The 18,208-nt window shown below is 40.8% G+C and carries 19 protein-coding genes and 1 rRNA gene; 10 read left to right on the plus strand and 10 right to left on the minus strand.

Features of this window, described 5'->3' with window-relative positions; all coding sequences use genetic code 11:
- Both rrf and FFM63_RS04095 read left to right on the plus strand, forming a co-directional pair.
- Window positions 1–77 (plus strand): 5S ribosomal RNA (rrf, locus tag FFM63_RS09945); the annotation flags it as partial.
- 300 nt (window positions 78–377) lie between these two features.
- Entirely contained in the window at window positions 378–905 is a 528-nt protein-coding gene (locus FFM63_RS04095) for a histidine phosphatase family protein (protein ID WP_137609061.1), read from the plus strand.
- Between the two features lie 57 nt (window positions 906–962).
- On the opposite strand, the gene FFM63_RS04100 is transcribed toward FFM63_RS04095, so the two are convergent.
- The 3 genes from FFM63_RS04100 to FFM63_RS04110 form a co-directional block, all read right to left on the minus strand.
- Entirely contained in the window at window positions 963–1,868 is a 906-nt protein-coding gene (locus FFM63_RS04100; RefSeq protein ID WP_137609062.1) for a lactate/malate family dehydrogenase, read from the minus strand.
- An 89-nt stretch (window positions 1,869–1,957) separates the two neighbouring features.
- On the minus strand, window positions 1,958–2,407 hold the full coding sequence (gene nrdI, locus FFM63_RS04105; RefSeq protein WP_137609063.1) for a class Ib ribonucleoside-diphosphate reductase assembly flavoprotein NrdI: 450 nt from the start codon (window positions 2,405–2,407) through the stop codon (window positions 1,958–1,960).
- A 500-nt stretch (window positions 2,408–2,907) separates the two neighbouring features.
- A complete protein-coding gene (locus FFM63_RS04110) occupies window positions 2,908–4,059 on the minus strand; it encodes a hydroxymethylglutaryl-CoA synthase (RefSeq protein WP_137609064.1) in 1,152 nt (383 codons plus the stop codon).
- Window positions 4,060–4,377: 318 nt separating this feature from the next.
- Here FFM63_RS04110 and FFM63_RS04115 point away from each other — a divergent pair, with 318 nt between their 5' ends.
- On the plus strand, window positions 4,378–6,795 hold the full coding sequence (locus tag FFM63_RS04115) for a hydroxymethylglutaryl-CoA reductase, degradative (protein WP_137609065.1): 2,418 nt from the start codon (window positions 4,378–4,380) through the stop codon (window positions 6,793–6,795).
- A 91-nt stretch (window positions 6,796–6,886) separates the two neighbouring features.
- On the opposite strand, the gene FFM63_RS04120 is transcribed toward FFM63_RS04115, so the two are convergent.
- Together FFM63_RS04120 and FFM63_RS04125 are read right to left on the minus strand one after the other, a co-directional pair.
- A complete protein-coding gene (locus tag FFM63_RS04120; protein ID WP_137609066.1) occupies window positions 6,887–7,330 on the minus strand; it encodes a GNAT family N-acetyltransferase in 444 nt (147 codons plus the stop codon).
- Between the two features lie 46 nt (window positions 7,331–7,376).
- On the minus strand, window positions 7,377–8,444 hold the full coding sequence (locus FFM63_RS04125) for a hydrolase (RefSeq protein WP_137609067.1): 1,068 nt from the start codon (window positions 8,442–8,444) through the stop codon (window positions 7,377–7,379).
- A gap of 165 nt (window positions 8,445–8,609) precedes the next feature.
- Between FFM63_RS04125 and FFM63_RS04130 the strand changes: the two genes are divergently transcribed.
- The gene (locus FFM63_RS04130) at window positions 8,610–9,185 is read left to right on the plus strand and encodes a GNAT family N-acetyltransferase (protein WP_137609068.1); all 576 of its coding nucleotides are present in this window, start codon (window positions 8,610–8,612) and stop codon (window positions 9,183–9,185) included.
- Window positions 9,186–9,266: 81 nt separating this feature from the next.
- Here FFM63_RS04130 and FFM63_RS04135 read toward each other — a convergent pair whose 3' ends face one another.
- Window positions 9,267–9,788, minus strand: a complete 522-nt coding sequence (locus tag FFM63_RS04135) for an LURP-one-related/scramblase family protein (RefSeq protein WP_137609069.1) — start codon at window positions 9,786–9,788, stop codon at window positions 9,267–9,269.
- Between the two features lie 24 nt (window positions 9,789–9,812).
- Window positions 9,813–10,676, minus strand: coding sequence for a Cof-type HAD-IIB family hydrolase (locus FFM63_RS04140; protein WP_137609070.1), 864 nt, complete (start codon window positions 10,674–10,676; stop codon window positions 9,813–9,815).
- Window positions 10,677–10,845: 169 nt separating this feature from the next.
- Here FFM63_RS04140 and FFM63_RS04145 point away from each other — a divergent pair, with 169 nt between their 5' ends.
- The 4 genes from FFM63_RS04145 to FFM63_RS04160 all read left to right on the plus strand — a co-directional run bounded on the left by FFM63_RS04145 (window position 10,846) and on the right by FFM63_RS04160 (window position 13,845).
- On the plus strand, window positions 10,846–11,526 hold the full coding sequence (locus tag FFM63_RS04145; RefSeq protein WP_137609071.1) for a uracil-DNA glycosylase: 681 nt from the start codon (window positions 10,846–10,848) through the stop codon (window positions 11,524–11,526).
- 158 nt (window positions 11,527–11,684) lie between these two features.
- On the plus strand, window positions 11,685–12,665 hold the full coding sequence (gene pta / locus FFM63_RS04150; protein ID WP_137609072.1) for a phosphate acetyltransferase: 981 nt from the start codon (window positions 11,685–11,687) through the stop codon (window positions 12,663–12,665).
- A gap of 197 nt (window positions 12,666–12,862) precedes the next feature.
- Window positions 12,863–13,327, plus strand: a complete 465-nt coding sequence (tsaE, locus tag FFM63_RS04155; protein ID WP_137609073.1) for a tRNA (adenosine(37)-N6)-threonylcarbamoyltransferase complex ATPase subunit type 1 TsaE — start codon at window positions 12,863–12,865, stop codon at window positions 13,325–13,327.
- Window positions 13,324–13,845, plus strand: coding sequence for a GNAT family N-acetyltransferase (locus tag FFM63_RS04160; protein ID WP_137609074.1), 522 nt, complete (start codon window positions 13,324–13,326; stop codon window positions 13,843–13,845). The genes tsaE and FFM63_RS04160 overlap by 4 nt, the downstream gene beginning before the upstream one ends.
- A 237-nt stretch (window positions 13,846–14,082) precedes the next feature.
- Here the strand turns inward: FFM63_RS04160 and FFM63_RS04165 are convergent, their stop codons facing one another.
- Both FFM63_RS04165 and FFM63_RS04170 read right to left on the minus strand, forming a co-directional pair.
- Entirely contained in the window at window positions 14,083–14,616 is a 534-nt protein-coding gene (locus tag FFM63_RS04165; protein ID WP_137609238.1) for a 3'-5' exonuclease, read from the minus strand.
- Window positions 14,617–14,692: 76 nt separating this feature from the next.
- Window positions 14,693–15,448: an exodeoxyribonuclease III gene (locus FFM63_RS04170; protein WP_137609075.1), complete on the minus strand. Its 756-nt coding sequence runs from the start codon at window positions 15,446–15,448 to the stop codon at window positions 14,693–14,695.
- A gap of 219 nt (window positions 15,449–15,667) precedes the next feature.
- Between FFM63_RS04170 and FFM63_RS04175 the strand changes: the two genes are divergently transcribed.
- Together FFM63_RS04175 and murB are read left to right on the plus strand one after the other, a co-directional pair.
- Window positions 15,668–16,579 carry a Gfo/Idh/MocA family protein gene (locus tag FFM63_RS04175; RefSeq protein WP_137609076.1) on the plus strand — a complete coding sequence of 304 codons (912 nt, stop codon included), beginning with the start codon at window positions 15,668–15,670 and terminating at the stop codon, window positions 16,577–16,579.
- A gap of 83 nt (window positions 16,580–16,662) precedes the next feature.
- Window positions 16,663–17,568 (plus strand): UDP-N-acetylmuramate dehydrogenase, encoded by a 906-nt coding sequence (gene murB / locus FFM63_RS04180; RefSeq protein ID WP_137609077.1) that lies wholly within the window; start codon window positions 16,663–16,665, stop codon window positions 17,566–17,568.
- A 42-nt stretch (window positions 17,569–17,610) separates the two neighbouring features.
- Here the strand turns inward: murB and FFM63_RS04185 are convergent, their stop codons facing one another.
- Window positions 17,611–18,195: an ECF transporter S component gene (locus tag FFM63_RS04185; RefSeq protein WP_246033285.1), complete on the minus strand. Its 585-nt coding sequence runs from the start codon at window positions 18,193–18,195 to the stop codon at window positions 17,611–17,613.
- Between the last annotated feature and the right edge of the window lie 13 nt (window positions 18,196–18,208).

The raw sequence follows: 18,208 nt of genomic DNA on the forward strand, positions 1-18,208 counted from the left end.
TCGAACACAGAAGTTAAGCTTCTTAGCGCCGATTGTAGTGAGGGGTTGCCCCTTGTGAGATTAGGACGTCGCCACGCAGTTGAGCTGTTCACTCTAGTGAATAGCTTTTTTTGTTTTATTGGATAGGGTATATGATTTGATTTTAAACTGATACATCGAATTGTTTTAATTTTTTAATCAGAGAATAATAACTATCCATAGAAACTAATTGAAGATAGCACGAATGACAGTTAACTATTTTATTACTCTAAATCGCAAGAATACTAAAGAATAATTTTGGTAATTATCGGTTGATTATAATGAAGTCTGTTTAAAGATTGAGCAGTTGATTATTGTGATATCTTTTTAATTTTTTAAGTTAGAGAGGATTGTTTGATTTGCTTTATGTAGCACGACATGGGGAAACTGAATGGAACAAAAAAGGAATTATTTCAGGAAGAAGCGACATTGCGTTATCGGAAGTAGGCTATCAGCAAGCTACTTTGTTAGCAGAAGAGGTTGCTGAATTGGCTGTACCTATCACAAAAATCATCCATTCACCATTAGAGCGCGCAAGAGAGACCGCTCGTCTTGTAGCAGAGAAAAATTATTTGCCGCTGAGAATGGATGAACGTTTGATTGAATTAGATTACGGAGAATATGACGGAACTAGTGATGAGCAGGAAAGCTATTTAACATTGCGCACCCAATTTGCGGTTCGTTATCCTAATGGAGAATCTTTGATGGATGTCTATGCTCGGATCGTCCCGCTGTTGAAAGAGTTAGAACAAGATGCTGAGAATACATATTTACTAGTTTGTCATAACTCGGTTGTTCGAGCAATCAAAAATTATTTTGAGCCGTTAGAAAACGAAGCAGTTTTTAACTATCGAACGCCTAATGCAAAATTGATCAGATTTGATTAGTCAAAAGGTATATCAATTTAAAGAAATGAAAAGACCGGACATTGCGTCCGGTCTTTTTTAAATTGCTTCATGCATTAAATGAATCTTTTTGATTGTCTGTTGCCAGTTTGCTTGTTCGGTATCAGAAAGGGCTAGCGGCAAACTTTCTACGAGTCCTTGACGAGAAATTTTAGCAGGTGAGCCGACGTAGCAATTGTCTGCAGGGTGATAGTGACTGACAGGAACGATCAGCGAATCGTCAGCTAAGAGCGCAGCGACAATTCTAGCTGCTTGAACAGCGATTCCATAAGAGGTATAGCCTTTTCCTCTAAAAGTAATCCAGCCGCCGTTACGAGCTGTCTGTTCCAAGGAAGCCAGTTTCTCAGCATCCAGTGTGTCAATGATGGGAACACCATTGATCGTTACACTAGACCAGGCAACAAACTGAGTTTCGCCATGTTCTCCAATCACATAGCCGTCAATTGAAGCAGGATGGATATTTAGATCTTTGCTGACTGCGTGTTTCATTCGGCCAGTATCTAGCGAAGTTCCAGTGCCTAAGACCCGTTCCCGAGGAAATCCAGTTAATTCTTGCAAGTATTGAGTAATTACGTCGCATGGATTCGTGATATTCAATAAAATACCTTTGAAGCCGGAATTTTTAATTTTTGGTGCCCACTCTTCCACGATCGCTTTAGTCAGATTCAGCTCAGCGAAACGATCAGAATTGCCTTCAAAAATAGTAATATCACCGGCAGAAAAAATAATCACATCAGTATCCGCAAGTTCAGCTAAATCTGGGGCAATCAATCGAACTTGATGGCTTTGTTCCATCTGTCCATCCATCAAATCATTTAATTCAGCCTCAAGAATATTTTCTTTTGAATCAAAAAGAACCAATTCGTCGACTATATTTTTTGAAATCAGAGTGTAGGCAGTCGTACTACCGACATGACCGACACCAATAATCGCAACTTTTTTCAATTACTACACGCCTTTCTTTTTAAGAAGTACCTATCTAAAAAAGGATGCCCCTAATGTGAGAAAATGTCAATAGAATAATTAGTAAACGATTAATTCGGTAGGCTGTTTTTTAATATTTGGTACACGCGCTGCATATCAGCCGGAGTTCCTCTTAATTCATAATCGGCTAAAAACGGAAAACCAAATGCCTGACTATATTGTTTGGCTGTTAAACAATACTGGTAGTTGAAGTTTTTATTGCCGCTGCCTACGACACCTAAACATTTTTGGTAATTATTTTCGTACTCTAAATAGTCGCGCATGACTTCGGTCAATATTTCAGTATCCCCGTTATCCACGCCATTGCCGCCTTCAAGATAGGTAGGGACAAAAGTAAAAAATGGGGTTGTTTCAACCGCAAAAGGACTATTTTCCGAAATTTCTTTTGCGGTAATCAAAGGATTTTCTGCCGCTAGCTGATGTTGTTCTTCGGCGTAAGCAATCAATCGTTTGACGAATGCCTGTGTATTTCCTGAAATCGATATATATAAAATATTCATGAATGCTGATTCCTCCAAGCTCAATAATAATTTTTCCAAAAAAGAATAACTGTCTTACCTTTAGAATTATAGCATGAAAAAGATTCCTTAAATAAAATGTAAACGGTTGCAAAAAATCAGGAAGTATGATATAACTATAAGTGTAAGGGATAGGTCCCTAAGTTGTAGAAAATACAACGGAAATGAGCGAGTGATTGTTCATTTCAAGTGAATGCCGAAATGGCAGGAAGGAAGTAGGGATTTGAAGTTTCCTTACAGTGTTACTCAAGTCTAGCGGGGAAGAGAAATGTAGACAGTAGAACCATTTCTCCACTTAATGGTGAGGCTTAAACGAATTCAACCACAAAGACGTTTAAGACCGAGAAAAAAGGTGTGAATATTCCAGAAATCTGGAATGAAGAAAAACACTTAGCCATTAGACCCGCTGGATTGTTTTTTTTTGTCTAAAAAGGCTCTGACCTAGGTCAGAGCCTTTAATTATTGTATTCTTACTTATACTTTTATTTGTTGTAATAACGAATATTGTCGCTGATTTTATTAATCGCAAATTTTGTCGGATCAGAAAATGTATAGGTTTTTCCGTCGGTCGGTAATTTTTCAGCAAACATTTCTTCGTATTCGGCGATGGATAAACGTTTCCGTTTTGAAAGCAGTGACTGATTTTCTTCAATCGACAAGTACTGTTGGTAGTCGTCCATCAAAGTCATTGAGAAAAATTCGCTGACAGCACCCGAACCGTAGCTGAACAGTCCGATTCGTTCGCCAGCGGCCAACTTGCTATTGTCTAGTAGCGAAGCTAAGCCGAGATACAGCGAGCCGGTGTAAAGATTGCCCACTTGGCGGCTATAAATAATCGCTTCTTCGTAACGAGCTTCCAAGCGCTGCTGTTCTGTTTCAGACATTTCTGGAAAGATCGCCCGCAAAGCTTTACGACCCATTTTTGTATAAGGCAAGTGAAAAGTCAAGGCAGCATAGTCAGAACTAGCTGTTTGATTGACTTTTTTATTTTGTTCCCAAATCCGTGTAAATGAGTCGATATAGATTTGGTTCGACAGATGACCATCAACTAACGGATAGTCATGTCCTGCCGGCCGCCAGAAATCATAAACGTCTTCAGAATAGAAGACACTGTCATTGTTAAATGCTAATAAATGCGGGTTTTTAGCTACTAACATGGCAACGGCTCCGCATCCTTGAGTGGGCTCTCCGCCAGAATGCAGCCCATATTTAGCGATATCAGTAGCAATCACTAACACTTTCCGATCTGGATGTGCCGCAACATAATCACGCGCTTGCTGCAGTGCCGCTGTACCGCCGTAACAAGCATGTTTGATTTCGAATGAACGAGCGAAAGGCTGAATATCAAGTAATTTGTGAATAGTTACTGCGGCTGATTTTGAGAAATCAGTGCTGGATTCTGTACCAACGATCACCATATCAATCATTTTTTTATCGTCAGCTGTAAGAATTTTTGCTGCTGCACTTGCTCCTAAGGTAATAATGTCTTGTGTTTTAGGAATAAGTGCCATTTGATCTTGGCCAAGCCCAATGTGAAATTTAGCTGGATCTGTTTCACGAGCATTTGCCAAGTCAGTCATATCAAGATAATAATCTGGAACGTGGAAACTTATTTTATCAATTCCTATCGTCATATTGCTCCTCCTTGTGCCGATTATGGAGTTCATTTTTATAAAAAGCAAAATCTTGTTCTATCATGAATACTTTGCCAACATGCTGGATCACCCAATTAATAAAATCTGATTTTGTATAGCTAGTCTGCTTTTCAAAAGCTGACTGCTAGTTAAATCTATTCAAAAGATTCCAGCGAGGCAAAGTGGATAGCTATTTCTTCCAGAAGTAAATATATCATAGAAAGGCGGTAATTAGTCGAGTTTGAATCTTAAGAAATTATAAAACTATCTATGCTATACTTACCTCTGATTTTCAATGAAATTATTGGAGGTGCATCCTTGGAAGAAGTAGTTATTTTAAGTGCTGTACGAACACCAATTGGCAGATATAAGGGGAAATTAGCGCCCATCTCAGCCGTCGAGCTCGGTGCGATCGCAGTCAAAGAAGCGGTCAAACGTGCAGAGCTTGCGCCAGAACAAGTTGAACAAGTATTTCTGGGAAATGTCTTACAGGCAGGAAATGGTCAAAATGTGGCACGGCAATCAGCTGTAAAAGCCGGGATTCCTTATACTGTCCCTGCCACTACGATCAATGAAGTCTGCGGGTCCGGCATGAAAGCAATCATTTTCGCGATGCAGCAGATTTTACTAGGTGAAGCGCAAGTCGTACTTGCCGGCGGGACAGAGAATATGTCGCAAGCGCCAAAAGTTACCAGTTTTGATTATGTTACACAAGAATGGCAAGAACCAAAATCAAGTATGATCTATGACGGGTTGACGGATGCTTTTAGCGGAGAACATATGGGCTTGACCGCTGAAAAAGTTGCGGAAGAATACCAGATCACGCGTGAAGCACAAGATCAATATGCTTATGAATCACAAATGAAAGCCGCAAAAGCCAGCACAGACGGAAAATTCGACTCAGAGATCGTTCCCGTGGCGCTTCCAGATGGAAGTACTATGCGAGAAGATGAAGGAATCCGTTTCGATTCAACGTTAGAAAAAATCAGCTCACTAAAACCAGCATTCAAGGAAAATGGGGTAGTGACAGCGGCGAATGCGTCAACGTTAAATGATGGCGCCTCAGCGATCGTTTTGGCGGCAAAATCTTATGCCGTTGAACAGGATCTGGCTTATTTAGCAGTCATCAATGATTATAGCGAAGTAGGGATCGATCCAAGTATTATGGGAGTGGCACCTGTTTCAGCAATCAATAAATTATTACAAAAAGTTAATCGAACAATTGATGAGATCGATATTTTTCAAATTAATGAAGCCTTTGCTTCTGCGTCAGTTGCGGTCCAAAATGAATTGAAGATCCCAGATCAGAAATTAAATGTCTATGGTGGTGCAATCTCTTTAGGTCATCCGATCGGCGCAAGCGGTACTCGAATCGTGGCGACTTTGATTTCTGAATTGATTCAAGAAGAGAAACAACGCGGCATAGCAAGTCTGTGTATCGGTGGGGGTCTAGGCTTAGCATTAATGATAACGAAAGCAGCAGATCATGAGACTGCTCAAAAAAAATTCTATCAAATGACCCAAGCGGAACGGCTGACAAAGTTAGTCAAAGAAAAGAAATTATCCGCTAAAGAAGCGGCTCAGTTAGCCAGTCAAACGGGGTTACCGGAAAAAATCGCAAATAACTTGATTGAAAACCAAATCAGCGAATGTGCGGTTCCATTAGGCCTTGCACAAAATTTTGTCATTAACGGAAAAGAAAAAATGATTCCGATGGCAACGGAAGAACCATCTGTGATCGCTGCTGCCAGTAATGCAGGCAAGATCATTGCTAAAGCTGGCGGGATCACAACCCGCGTGATCAATCAAGAAATGATTGGTCAAATTGTTTTACAAAATGTTACAGAATTCGAAAAGCTTAAAAAGATTCTTAAAGAAAATGAGCCGCTCTTTTTTGCGGCAGCAAAAAAAAGTTATCCTTCGATTTATCAACGCGGCGGCGGGTTGCGTTTGATCAATCTGCGGACCTTTGAAGCCGGTTATCTTTCTATCGATCTGGTGGTCGATACAAAAGATGCGATGGGCGCCAATATTTTGAATACGATGTTGGAAGCTGTGGCTCAAGAAGTAAGACAATTGATTCCTGATGCGGAGATCTTGTTTAGTATTTTGAGCAATTATGCGACAGAATCGTTGATCGAAGCCCGTTGTGAACTGCCTTTAGACCAAATAACGCCTGAGATCGCGCAAAAAATTGCGGCAGCCAGTGAATTTAGCAAGTTGGATCCTTATCGGGCCGCGACTAACAATAAGGGAATCATGAATGGAATCGATGCGGTCGTATTAGCGACCGGCAATGATACGCGGGCAGTTGCTGCGGCTTGCCATGCGTATGCTGCACGAAATGGGCGCTACGAAGGTTTGACAGACTGGTCGATCCAAGCAGATCGGTTGATCGGCAAATTAATTGTGCCGATGAAAGTTGGGATCGTCGGCGGCGCGACCAAAGTTTTGCCAAAAGCGCAATTGAGTTTGAAATTATTAGAAGTTTCAACTGCCGCAGAACTTGGAGAGATGATCGTGGCTGTTGGATTAGCACAAAATCTAGCAGCGGTCAAAGCATTGGTGACTGACGGCATTCAAAAAGGACACATGGCGATGCAAATCCGTTCGCTAGCGATCACAGCTGGCGCGACTACCAGAGAAATCTCGCAAGTAGCCCGCCAGTTGCGAAAAGCAGAACGGATGAATTTAGCGACAGCAGAAGCGATTATCGAAAAGATTCGGTTAGGCTGATTCGTTTTTTTATCAGATATAGAAAAAGAAGTAAAAATAAACAGACCGTTTTTCTGCAGGCATGTTCCTTTAGAAAAACGGTCTGTTTGTTTTATTTGTCGATGCGCAAATAGACCATATCGACTAGGTGAACGCCGTGATCAATGATCGGTTCACGGTAATTATCAGTGAAAAAATTTTTCACACGGTGAGATTTACGAAACCCGCATTTTTGATAAAAAGTTAGTGTCTCAGGAATATCGCCTGTACCGACATACATCGTTTGATAGTGGCCTAAAAATTCAGTAACTAGAAAACGAATCATTGCTGTGCCATACCCTTGTCTTTGAGCACTCGGCAGCGTCGCGATATTTTTTAATTCACATTCTTGATCATTGAGTTTCAGGACTACTGCCGCACATTTTAAATTCGAATCATACAAGGCAAAGAGCTGACCTTGATCAAGGTAACGATCAATCATGTCTTCTTGTTCATCTGCTAAAAGCAATAAGTCGAGCAATCTTTTTTTATCTGTAACAATTTCTTCAACCCTCATTGTTGACCTCCTTGCTAGTTTGTAAATCTGTGAGCCTCAGTCAAAGTTATTTTAAACTAAAATCTAGATACACAGGATTATGATCAGAATATTTGAACTGCATATCTTTGACATGGACGTTGTCGACTGCGATATTATCCGAGACAAGGAAACCGTCGATGAGTGTGGTATATGATTCGCCTTCTTTGTAAGGTTTATCCAATGCACGAGCAGAAGGGATTTTCTCATCCGCCAGTTTGCCGGTAGGAAGTTGAAAACCGGCTGGTAATTGATCTTTAGGGAAAGGATGTGTCCAAGTCTCCCGTTTTTTACTCGTATTGAAAACTTCTGGGCTATTGCCTAAAACATCATGATTGTAATCGCCAGCGACTAGGACATAGTTGCCGCTTTTGTATTCATTTTCCATCACTTTAAAAATCTTTTCTAGTTGGGCTGCTTGAATTGAACGGTCTTTAGTGAAAGCAGATAAATGAGTATTGATAGCAATGAACTCATGACCGCCTTTGACTGGCATACGGCTGACAGTAAAGGCGCGATCCAAATCAAAAAATTTATTGAAATTCGTTTCGATCGGCAACGAATAGCGTTTGCTGCTGGTAATCTCAGCTTGGGTCAATGTGACCAAGCCTGATTTTGCCTTACCGATAGGATCCGTAAACGGGTAGAATAAGTAAGCTGAATCGTAATTTTGTCCATAGAGATGATTGTAGTCGGCTAAATGCTCGCTTAAAAAAGCAACTTGGTCAACATGTTGAGAACGATCGCCGTCTTGATCGACTTCCTGATAAAAGGCAAAAGTCGGTGCTAGTTCTTTGGTCGTTTGAACGATTCCTTGCATATTTTCTTCAACCGTCTTTTTATCATACGCGCGCGAATAATCGCCTCCATCCATAAAGAAGCTGTAACTTGGCGGGTAAGCGCCATAACCAACATTATGACTCATCGCTCGATAAGTTTTATTTGTTTCTAGCGTTTGTGTCTGCCGGTTCACAGGTTTCAAAGCAATCGCATCCGGCAAGCGGTCATAGCTGGCAAATAAATAAATCAAGTAGCCGCCAAAGACTACGATCAGTGCCAGAACAATCCCCAAAAAAATTTTTATGATCTTTTTCATTATTTTCCTCCTATAGCTGAATGCTGTAGTTCAACAGCAGAAATCATTTCTCAAATATCATAGCAGACTTTTTATTGAACACAAAACATCCTCACTTTCACAAATTCTGCATGCATGGTACACTAAAATAGTAGTGTTAAATGTTATTAAAAGAGAGGTTTTAAAATGATTCGATTTGCAAAAAAAGAAGATGGTGCAGCAGTTTCTAAGCTAATACTAGTTATTTTAAAAGATATGGAGCTGGATTTTTTAGCTAAGTTCGGTGAGGAAAAGACTTTGGCAGCTCTTGCGGCCTGTTTTAAAGACCCGACGTATCGGTTTGGCTATGCTCGCGGTCTAGTGGAAGAAATCAACGGAACTATCGCCGGTGCGGTATTTGGTTATCCAGCAAACAAAGAAGCGATCATCGATCGGCCTTTAGAAAATTATTTGCGGTCACATGGAGCAGGAGACAGCCAAATGTTTATCGACTCGGAAGTATTTCCTAATGAGTGGTATTTAGATTCGATCGCAGTGGATGAAAAATTCCGCGGACAAGGGATCGGAGCGAAATTATTGACTGCGGCTGATCGTTTAGCCACCCATGAAGGAGAAAAAGTCATTGGACTGAATGTCGATAAAGCCAATCCGAATGCTAAACGCCTGTATTTGCGTGAAGGGTTTGAAGATGCTGGAGAAATAATGATCAGCGGACATGTCTATGACCATATGCAACGAAAAGTGAAAGGTTTTAATCGCTAGGAGTGAGAATTTTTTATGAGACGCTAAGTATATTTTTTATGAAAATGGCAAAAAAGAACTGCGCCACTGTGGCACAGTTCTTTAATTTTGAGAAAAAGTCACTTTTAAAGTCGTCTCTGGATTGGAATGTTTGTTGCGATTATAAAGCCAATAATCCATGATTGCTGCAACACAGATACAGACTGGTGCATCTGTCGGATCGGTGACATTCAAGACATAGTAGTCGCCTGTCAATAAAGTTGCCTTGTCCATCGTCATGATCGGCTGATTAAATTGGTTGATCTTGTATTTATGATTGTAAATATCGCCATAGACGGCCCAGTGGAGCTGCTGGATGTAATAAAAATCCCCCGGCCAATGGAAAATTTTATGGAGCACACCAACTTTTGTGTGTTCATAATAGATCTCAAACTTGCGGCCAAAAATGACGCTGGCTTGTTTGATATAGGCGACGATTTGACCGTCCATTGCATAGAGCGAGAGGACGTTTCCTTTACGCCCCCAGTGACCTACCATTAAATACAAAGGCACACCGTTGTTGTCTTTGACGATCGTTCGTGTCGTAGAACTTAATTGTTTTTCTTGAATAAAGAACTCGGTCATGCTAGTCACACCTTTTGATTTTGATTATTCAGAAAGGATTCGAGCGATTGCCGTTGCTACACCATTTTCTTCATTGGTATCAGTTATGTTCTTAGCGATTTTTTTGACAGCCGCAGCCGCATTTCCCATTGCAAAACTTGTACCTGCATAAGTCAGCATGCTGACATCGTTAAAGTTATCGCCTAGAGCCATGACTTGGCTGGCGGTAAATCCGCGCTCTTCAGCGAATTGTTTTAAAGCAATTCCTTTTTGCGCATTGACATGATTGATTTCAATATTGGTTGATTCGGATGCGGCAATAGCAAGATCGCCTATTTTTTCTAATTCGCCAGTGATTCCTTTCAGTTGCGCTGGTCCATTTTTATCAAAAGCGATGATCTTTAAAACATCTTCATCGCTGGCAAATAATGTTTGCCGAATATCTTCAACAAAAGTGATGGGTGTTAAAGATAAATGTTGAGACGATGCGGCGATCGCTCGTTTTTTTGACATTCCTGGAATTTTACTTAAAAGATGTTCAGCGACAAAATCGATTCGCATGGGCTGATTGGATGAATAGACTTGTTCGGCGGTAAAAATTTCATAATATAGTCCCGCTTCTTCAAGTGTATCCATTACATCTAGTGTGCGTTGTTTTCCGATCGGAATGGTAAAGATGGTTTCTCGGTCAGCATTTACAACGTGGGCACCATTTAATAAGATCATCGGGACACGGATGTCGGATTCGTCCAATGAAATTCTTGCATGACTCATTCCACGTCCAGTCGCTGCAATAAATTCGATTCCTTGTGCTTGAGCTTTCTGAATGGCCGCGACATTTGCTGTCGGAACTTGCATTTGATTGTTCAACAGTGTACCGTCCATATCAGAGGCAATGAGTTTTATCAAAATTATTCACCTAGCTTTCCTATCATACATCGATAGTGTACCATAATCTCAGAGCTGGAAAGCAGGTCTGACTGATTCTTAAAAAAGAATTAGTTAGGAAGGGAATGATTTTCAGCAATCAACGGCAGGATTTTATGCAAGCAATAGTTAAAGATTAGGAGTAGAGCGTATGAAAGAAATCATCCATAATGAATGGCAGCAAGTTTTAGCCGATCAGTTCCACGCGCCTTATTATTTGAAATTGCGAGAATTTTTGAAAGAAGAATACCGTACACAACAGATCCATCCGGACATGTATCATATTTTTGAAGCATTAGAATTAACGCCTTATGACAAAGTCAAAGTCGTGATCCTTGGACAAGATCCTTATCATGGCAGCGCTCAAGCGCATGGGTTATCTTTTTCAGTCCAGCCGGGAGTCAAGATCCCGCCTTCATTGCGCAACATCTATCAAGAAATGCAAAGTGATTTAGAGATTGAACCAGTTCAACATGGCAATCTTGTCAGCTGGGCCAAACAAGGAGTATTGCTGCTGAATACGGTATTGACTGTGCGAGAAGGCCAGGCTTATTCACATCGCGGCAAAGGTTGGGAACAATTGACTGATGCGATCATCGAACGGTTGAATGCAAGAGAAAAACCAATCGTTTTTATTTTATGGGGAAAATCGGCGCAAGAAAAAAGCAAGATGATCGACACTAGCAAACACGCAATTATCAAGTCGGTCCATCCGTCACCGTTATCAGCTCATCGCGGCTTTTTCGGGTCAAAACCTTTTTCAAAAACGAATCAACTTTTACTAGAGTGGGGCGAGTCACCGATCGATTGGCAATTACCTGAAACAGTGTGATATGACAACGTTTTCTGTTATAGAGACAGTTTGTGAAAGTGTACTTAAATCATATTTACTAGATTTTAATTAGTAGTACAGGTATTTTATTCTGTCCTTTTCTTTTCAGTTGAAGTGTTGTATGATTAATAGGAAATAAATATCTGGAGGGTTTTATCGTGGATCTATTTGATAGTTTGAAATTTAAGATTATTCGTCGCAACATCAAAGTGGCATTTCCTGAAGCAACAGACGCACGTATTTTGGGAGCGGCTTCTCGTTTGAAATCAGAAGAATTGATTGACCCGGTTTTGATCGGTAATTTAGCAGAAATCGAAAAAGCTGCGAGCGCTCGTGGAATCGCTTTAGAAAACTTTACGATCATCGATCCTGATCATTTTGATCGTTGGGATGAAATGGTTGCAGCCTTTGTTGAACGCCGCAAAGGAAAAGTCAGCAAAGAAGACGCTGAAAAAATGCTTAAAGATGAAAATTACTTTGGTACAATGTTGACTTATATGGGAATTACCGAAGGAATGGTTTCTGGTGCCATTCATTCAACTGGCGACACAGTTCGTCCTGCGTTACAAATCATCAAAACAAAACCAGGTGTCAGCCGGACAAGCGGTGCTTTCTTAATGGTTCGCGGCCGCGATCAAGAGAAATATTTGTTCTCTGATTGTGCGATCAACGTTAACCCAAATGCGCAAGAGTTAGCAGAAATCGCTGTTGAATCAGCTAAAACAGCAGAATTGTTCGACATTGAACCAAAAGTTGCAATGATGAGTTTCTCAACTAAAGGATCTGCTAAAGCTCCTGAAGTTGAAAAAGTGGCAGAAGCAACTAAGATCGCACAAGAATTGGCACCAGATTATTTGATTGACGGTGAATTGCAATTCGATGCTGCTTACATTCCAGGTGTGGCACAATTAAAAGCACCTGAATCAAAAGTAGCTGGACAAGCGACTGTCTTTGTTTTCCCAGAATTACAATCAGGAAATATCGGCTATAAGATCGCGCAACGTTTTGGCGGATTTGAAGCAATTGGACCAATCTTGCAAGGGTTGAACAAACCAATTTCTGATCTTTCTCGGGGTTCTAACGAAGAAGATGTCTACAAACTTTCAATCATTACAGCTGCTCAATCATTGATGAACTAATCAATCATTGTTTACAGTTAAATCAAAAAGCAGGAATTCGGGAGTTCGCGAATTCTTGCTTTTTTTGTAATCAATTTTTAGAGCTTCTGTCAGCTATTTGTTAAAAATGACAGAAAAACAAGCACAAAAATCTTTTGCTTTGCTCTCTTAGGCTAAATCGGTATACTAAATTGGTAATAGAAAAGAGGGGAAATAGCATGATAACCTTAGTAAATACAACAGCAACAGAAGAATTAGGCAAAATTATCGGAAGCGCGGCAGAACCGAGTGATAATTTAGTTTTAACGGGGGATCTTGGAGCAGGGAAAACGACTTTGACTAAAGGAATCGCTCGCGGATTAGGGATCGATCAGATGATCAAAAGTCCGACATATACGATCATTCGGGAATATCAACAAGGCCGGTTGCCGCTTTATCACATGGATGTTTACCGGATCGAAGCAGGCGCAGACGATTTAGGATTGGATGATTATTTTGAAGGAGACGGTCTTTCCGTCATCGAGTGGGGGCAACAATTAGGCGAATACTTGCCGGAAGATTATTTGGAATTACTTATTTCCAAAGACGAGCAAGATGAGAATTTGCGTCAGATCGAATTGTTTGCCCACGGGGAACAAGCTCAACGATTCCAAACACGAATCATGAAGGCGTGGGAAACATGAGCGCAATCGAAATCACATTAAGAGAAGCAATCCCGACTGACGCGGCCGCTTTATTACAAGTTAGCCGCAAAATCGCTGAAGAGACCGATTTTTTGATCATGGATGAAGCAGGTCTAGGATTAACAGAAGAACTGCTGGGTCTGCAATTAGCTGATTTATATGAAAGTGAAAACAATCTTCTTTTATTAGCTTTGGCAAATGAAGAAATCGTTGGGATGACTTCAGTCAAAGCTGCACCGGAATTTATTGTTTCCCACATTGGAGAAATTGGAATAAGCGTGCTGAAAGATTTTTGGGGAATTGGGTTAGGAACTACGTTATTAGCGGAAGTGATCGATTGGAGTAAAAACGACTCTCCTTTGCGGCGGTTAGAATTAACCGTTCAAAAAAGAAACGAACGAGCGATCCATTTGTATCAAAAATTTGGTTTTGTGACCGAGGCTACGATGATCCGCGGAGCTAAAGACAATCAGGGAGAATTTCTCGATGTCCTGTTAATGAGCAAATTGATCAATTAAAAAATAGTCGTGAGAGAAGTGGACCGCTTGAAAAAACAAGAAGGGGTTTTCGAAAATTGCTTCTCAAATTTTTGTAAAATGCGGCTTATTTCTGAAGAAGCTACTGAAACACTGTTTAATCGGAAAAAAGGTTGTGACAAAAATTTTGCCACAACTTCACTGTTTTAATTATCGTACTAGATGATCTGCGGAAATTAGTTTACTCGCTAAAAATTTAACAACTGCGTGGTTTTTTTCCTACATGGGCAAAACTAATTTTTTTAAAGGATCGACGCCAAAATGATCTTCTTGATAAAGTAAGATCTTTGCACAGGCACGACTATCTTCTAAAGCGTCATGGTGATGTTCTAAAGGGATCTTCAGCTCTTGGCAGACGGTGTTCAGACGATGATTCGGCATTTCAGGAAACAAACGCCGACTTGTTCGGACCGTACAAAGAGACAGATAAGATGGCTGAGCAATTTGGTAATAATCTAGACAGCCGGCTAAGACTTTCGTATCAAAGCCTGCGTTGTGGGCGACGATCAAACGATTATCTTGATAATAGTGTTGAATCTCTTGCCAGACTTTAGGAAATTTTGGCGCGTTTGCAACATCTTCTGGATGAATCCCATGAATCTGGATGTTTTTCCAGAAAAATTCTGTTTCCGGCTTGATCATCGAATAATATTCGCCAACGATTTGACTATTTTTTACCATTACAAGCGCCAATGAGCAGGCACTATGAGCCTGATAGTTCGCTGTTTCAAAGTCCATTGCGATAAAATTCAATCGTTTCATCTCTTCACCTTGTTTTAACACAATTTATTCAACGGTGAAAGTCTTGTGCTAAAAAGATTCAAAAATTTTAAAGATCAATATCTAATTCGACTGGACAGTGATCACTGCCCAAAATCTCAGTATGGATTTTAGCAGCTTGCAGCCGTTTTTTCAGATAATCGGAAACGACGAAATAGTCGATCCGCCAGCCGGCATTATTTTTACGGGCATTGAAACGGTAGCTCCACCATGAATAGATTCCTTCTTGGTCGGGATAAAAATGACGGAATGTATCGGTATATCCGTTTGCTAATAAGGTACTGAATTTTTCGCGTTCTTGTGGAGTAAAACCAGCATTTTTTTGATTGGTCTTCCAATTCTTCAAGTCGATATTTTCATGAGCGACATTCAAGTCACCACAGAAAATAACTGGTTTTTGTTCTTTTAACCGGTTTAAATAGGTCAAAAAGGCCTCTTCCCAAGTCATGCGATAATCTAAACGTTTTAGTTCATTTTGCGAATTAGGTGTGTAGCAAGTGATCACATAATATTCGGGATATTCTAAAGTGATGACGCGGCCTTCATGATCGTGCGCTTCAACGCCAAGGCCATAAGCGACACTGATAGGTTCATGTTTGGTAAAAATAGCGGTACCTGAGTAGCCTTTTTTCTCCGCATAGTTCCAATATTCATAATAGCCCGGCAAGTCCATTTCGATCTGGCCAGCTTGTAATTTAGTTTCTTGCAAGCAAAAAAAGTCAGCATCCAAATCATTAAAAACATCCATAAAATTCTTTTTCATCACGGCACGCAAGCCATTGACGTTCCAAGAAATCAATTTCACAAGTCATTCCTCCAATTGTCATTCAATCATGGACTAATTGTAACGAAAAAGAGTCAGAATGCAAAGAATGTACGATTTGTTTTTTTGATTATAAGTCAAAGAGTCCGGCTTTCAATAGCTGGAATCGTTTGAAGACCGCGAACACGCTCTTTGCCTTTTCTTAAATCGAACAAGCTTAAAAAGTGCAAAACAAAATAAATATCTAAAAGGAGTGTTACGATGAAAATCGGAGTTATCGGGATTGGCGGCATCGCTCAAAAAGCCTATCTGCCTACTTACACAAAAATACGCAAAGAAGCAGACTTTATTTTTGCAACACGCAACAGCGCTGTCCGAAAAGCGCTGGTAGAAGAACACCATTTTGAAAAGGTCGTCGAAACGATCGACCAGTTATTGACCCAAAAAATCGAAGCATGTTTTATCCACGCAGCGACTAGAGTCCACTTCGAACTCGCTAAAAAATGTTTAGAAGCAGGTGTCGCTGTTTTTATTGATAAACCTGTCAGTGAAGATTTCCAAGAAGTGCGTCTGCTGCAAAAGTTAGCTAAAGAAAAAAATCTTTTATTCATGGTGGGCTTCAATCGGCGTTTTGCACCGATGGTTGATCAGTTGAAACAGCTGACACAAAAACGTGTCATTCACTTAGAGAAAAATGAGCCGGATCATGCGATGTCTGCTCAATATGGGATCTATGATCTGTTCATTCATTTAATTGATACGGCTGTCTACTTGTTAGATGATGAGATTATGGGCGTTCATTCAAAGGTCCGCGAGGAAAATGGGCAGATGGTTTATGCTCAGATGCAGCTTTCGACGGCAACTAGCGAATGTTTGCTGTCAATGGATCTGATGAGCGGCGGCAAAATGGAACGGTATCAAGTCAGCTCGCCTAAACAGACGATGATCTTGGATCAATTGACGGATCTGACTATCAAACGTGGGCAAAAAGAGGAGGTACAGCGTTTCGGCGATTGGACGACAACTTTGGAAAAACGCGGCTTTGAACAATTAGTGATTCATTTTATGGCTGCATTAAAGGGAAAAGAAGTCGATTTGAGACAGGACGATGTTTTATTGAGTCATGAATTGTGCGAGCAGATGCTGCAACAACATATTCGTCATCAATTATAGGGTGGCAAGTTTTTTATTCGCGTGCTAAAATGGCAAGGACGTTTGAAAAATTTACCCGTAATGAACGAGAGAGGCTTATCAAAGTGAAAACAACAGCATTGATCAACGCATTACCCAATTTGAAAATCCTTTTGGATGAACCTTTAATGAATTATACGTTTACGAAGACCGGCGGACCGGTGGATGCTCTCGCATTTCCAAAAGACAATGAAGAAGTCAAAGCCTTAGTCGACTATTGTCGTGTAAACGATCTACCATGGATCGTTTTAGGTAACGCCAGCAATCTGATCGTCAAAGACGGTGGGATTCGCGGTGTAGTGATCATGTTATCAGACATGACAGCAATTCAAGTAGAAGGTCATACAATTACCGCCCAGGCCGGAGCAAAACTGACGGATACAACTTATGTCGCTTTGGAACATTCGTTGACTGGCTTTGAATTTGCTTGCGGTATTCCTGGCAGTATCGGTGGCGCAGTCTTTATGAATGCAGGAGCCTACGATGGCCAATTAGAAGATGTTTTTGAATCCGTTGACGTTTTATTAGCAGATGGAACGTTTGAAACGTGGGACAAAGCTCAGATGAACTTTTCTTACCGTCATTCAGCGATCCAAGATCAACCGGCAATCGTGTTGAGCGCGCGTTTTAATCTGACTACTGGTAATCCAGAGCAGATCAAAAAAAGAATGACTGAACTTACAGAGTTGCGCGAGTTGAAACAGCCGTTAGAATATCCGTCCTGCGGCAGTGTTTTCAAGCGCCCAGTTGGACATTTCACTGGGAAATTGATCCAAGATGCAGGCTTACAAGGATTGATCTGGGGCGGCGCGCAGATTTCTGAAAAACATGCGGGTTTCATTGTAAATATTGATCATGCCACAGCAACGGATTATATTGAGTTGATTGCTCATATCAAACAGGTAATCAAAGAAAAATTTGACGTAGCTTTAGAAACAGAAGTTCGGATTCTTGGCGAAGAACCAAAATAAAAAAATGCTTGATAGAAATCACTGACTTCTATCAAGCATTTTTTATTTTTTCATTAAGCGCAATAAAACAGCACACACACCCATAGTCGCGATGCCGGCTACGATTGCCTCAACCAAACCGCTGCCAAAAATGATTCCTAAGATGACACCGTAAACAGCCTCGGCAGCAACTTCCAAAACATTGGCATAACTGTCTTTAAAGAAAAAGAAGATTAAGTTCATTACTAAAATCGTATTGGTCATTGAGCCAGCCAAGCCAGCGATGAACAAACTGACCGGCCGTGCTTTTTGTTTCATCAAATGATGCAGCCCTTGATAAACAAAATACGGGACCACACCAATCAATATCCGAGGAAGAATCGCGACTATTAACGCCCGCCAGTCCCCTTGATTCGTCAATGGATTGGCGATAAAAGGAGAAAAGATAAACGACATCGGTGTGATAAAAATCGTTGCTCGAGCTAAACTGATCACACCAAAGACTGCTCCTAGTCCAGCACCGATTCGCGGACCCAAGACAATCGACGCGATAATTACGGGAATATGCATAGTCGTCGCATTGATCGGACCAATCGGAATAAAGCCAAGCGGAGTGACCGCTAAGATGATCATAATCGCTAAAAACATCGCGGTTAAAGTA

It is taken from the genome of Enterococcus pingfangensis (genome assembly GCF_005405205.1).
Lineage (GTDB): Bacteria > Bacillota > Bacilli > Lactobacillales > Enterococcaceae > Enterococcus_A > Enterococcus_A pingfangensis.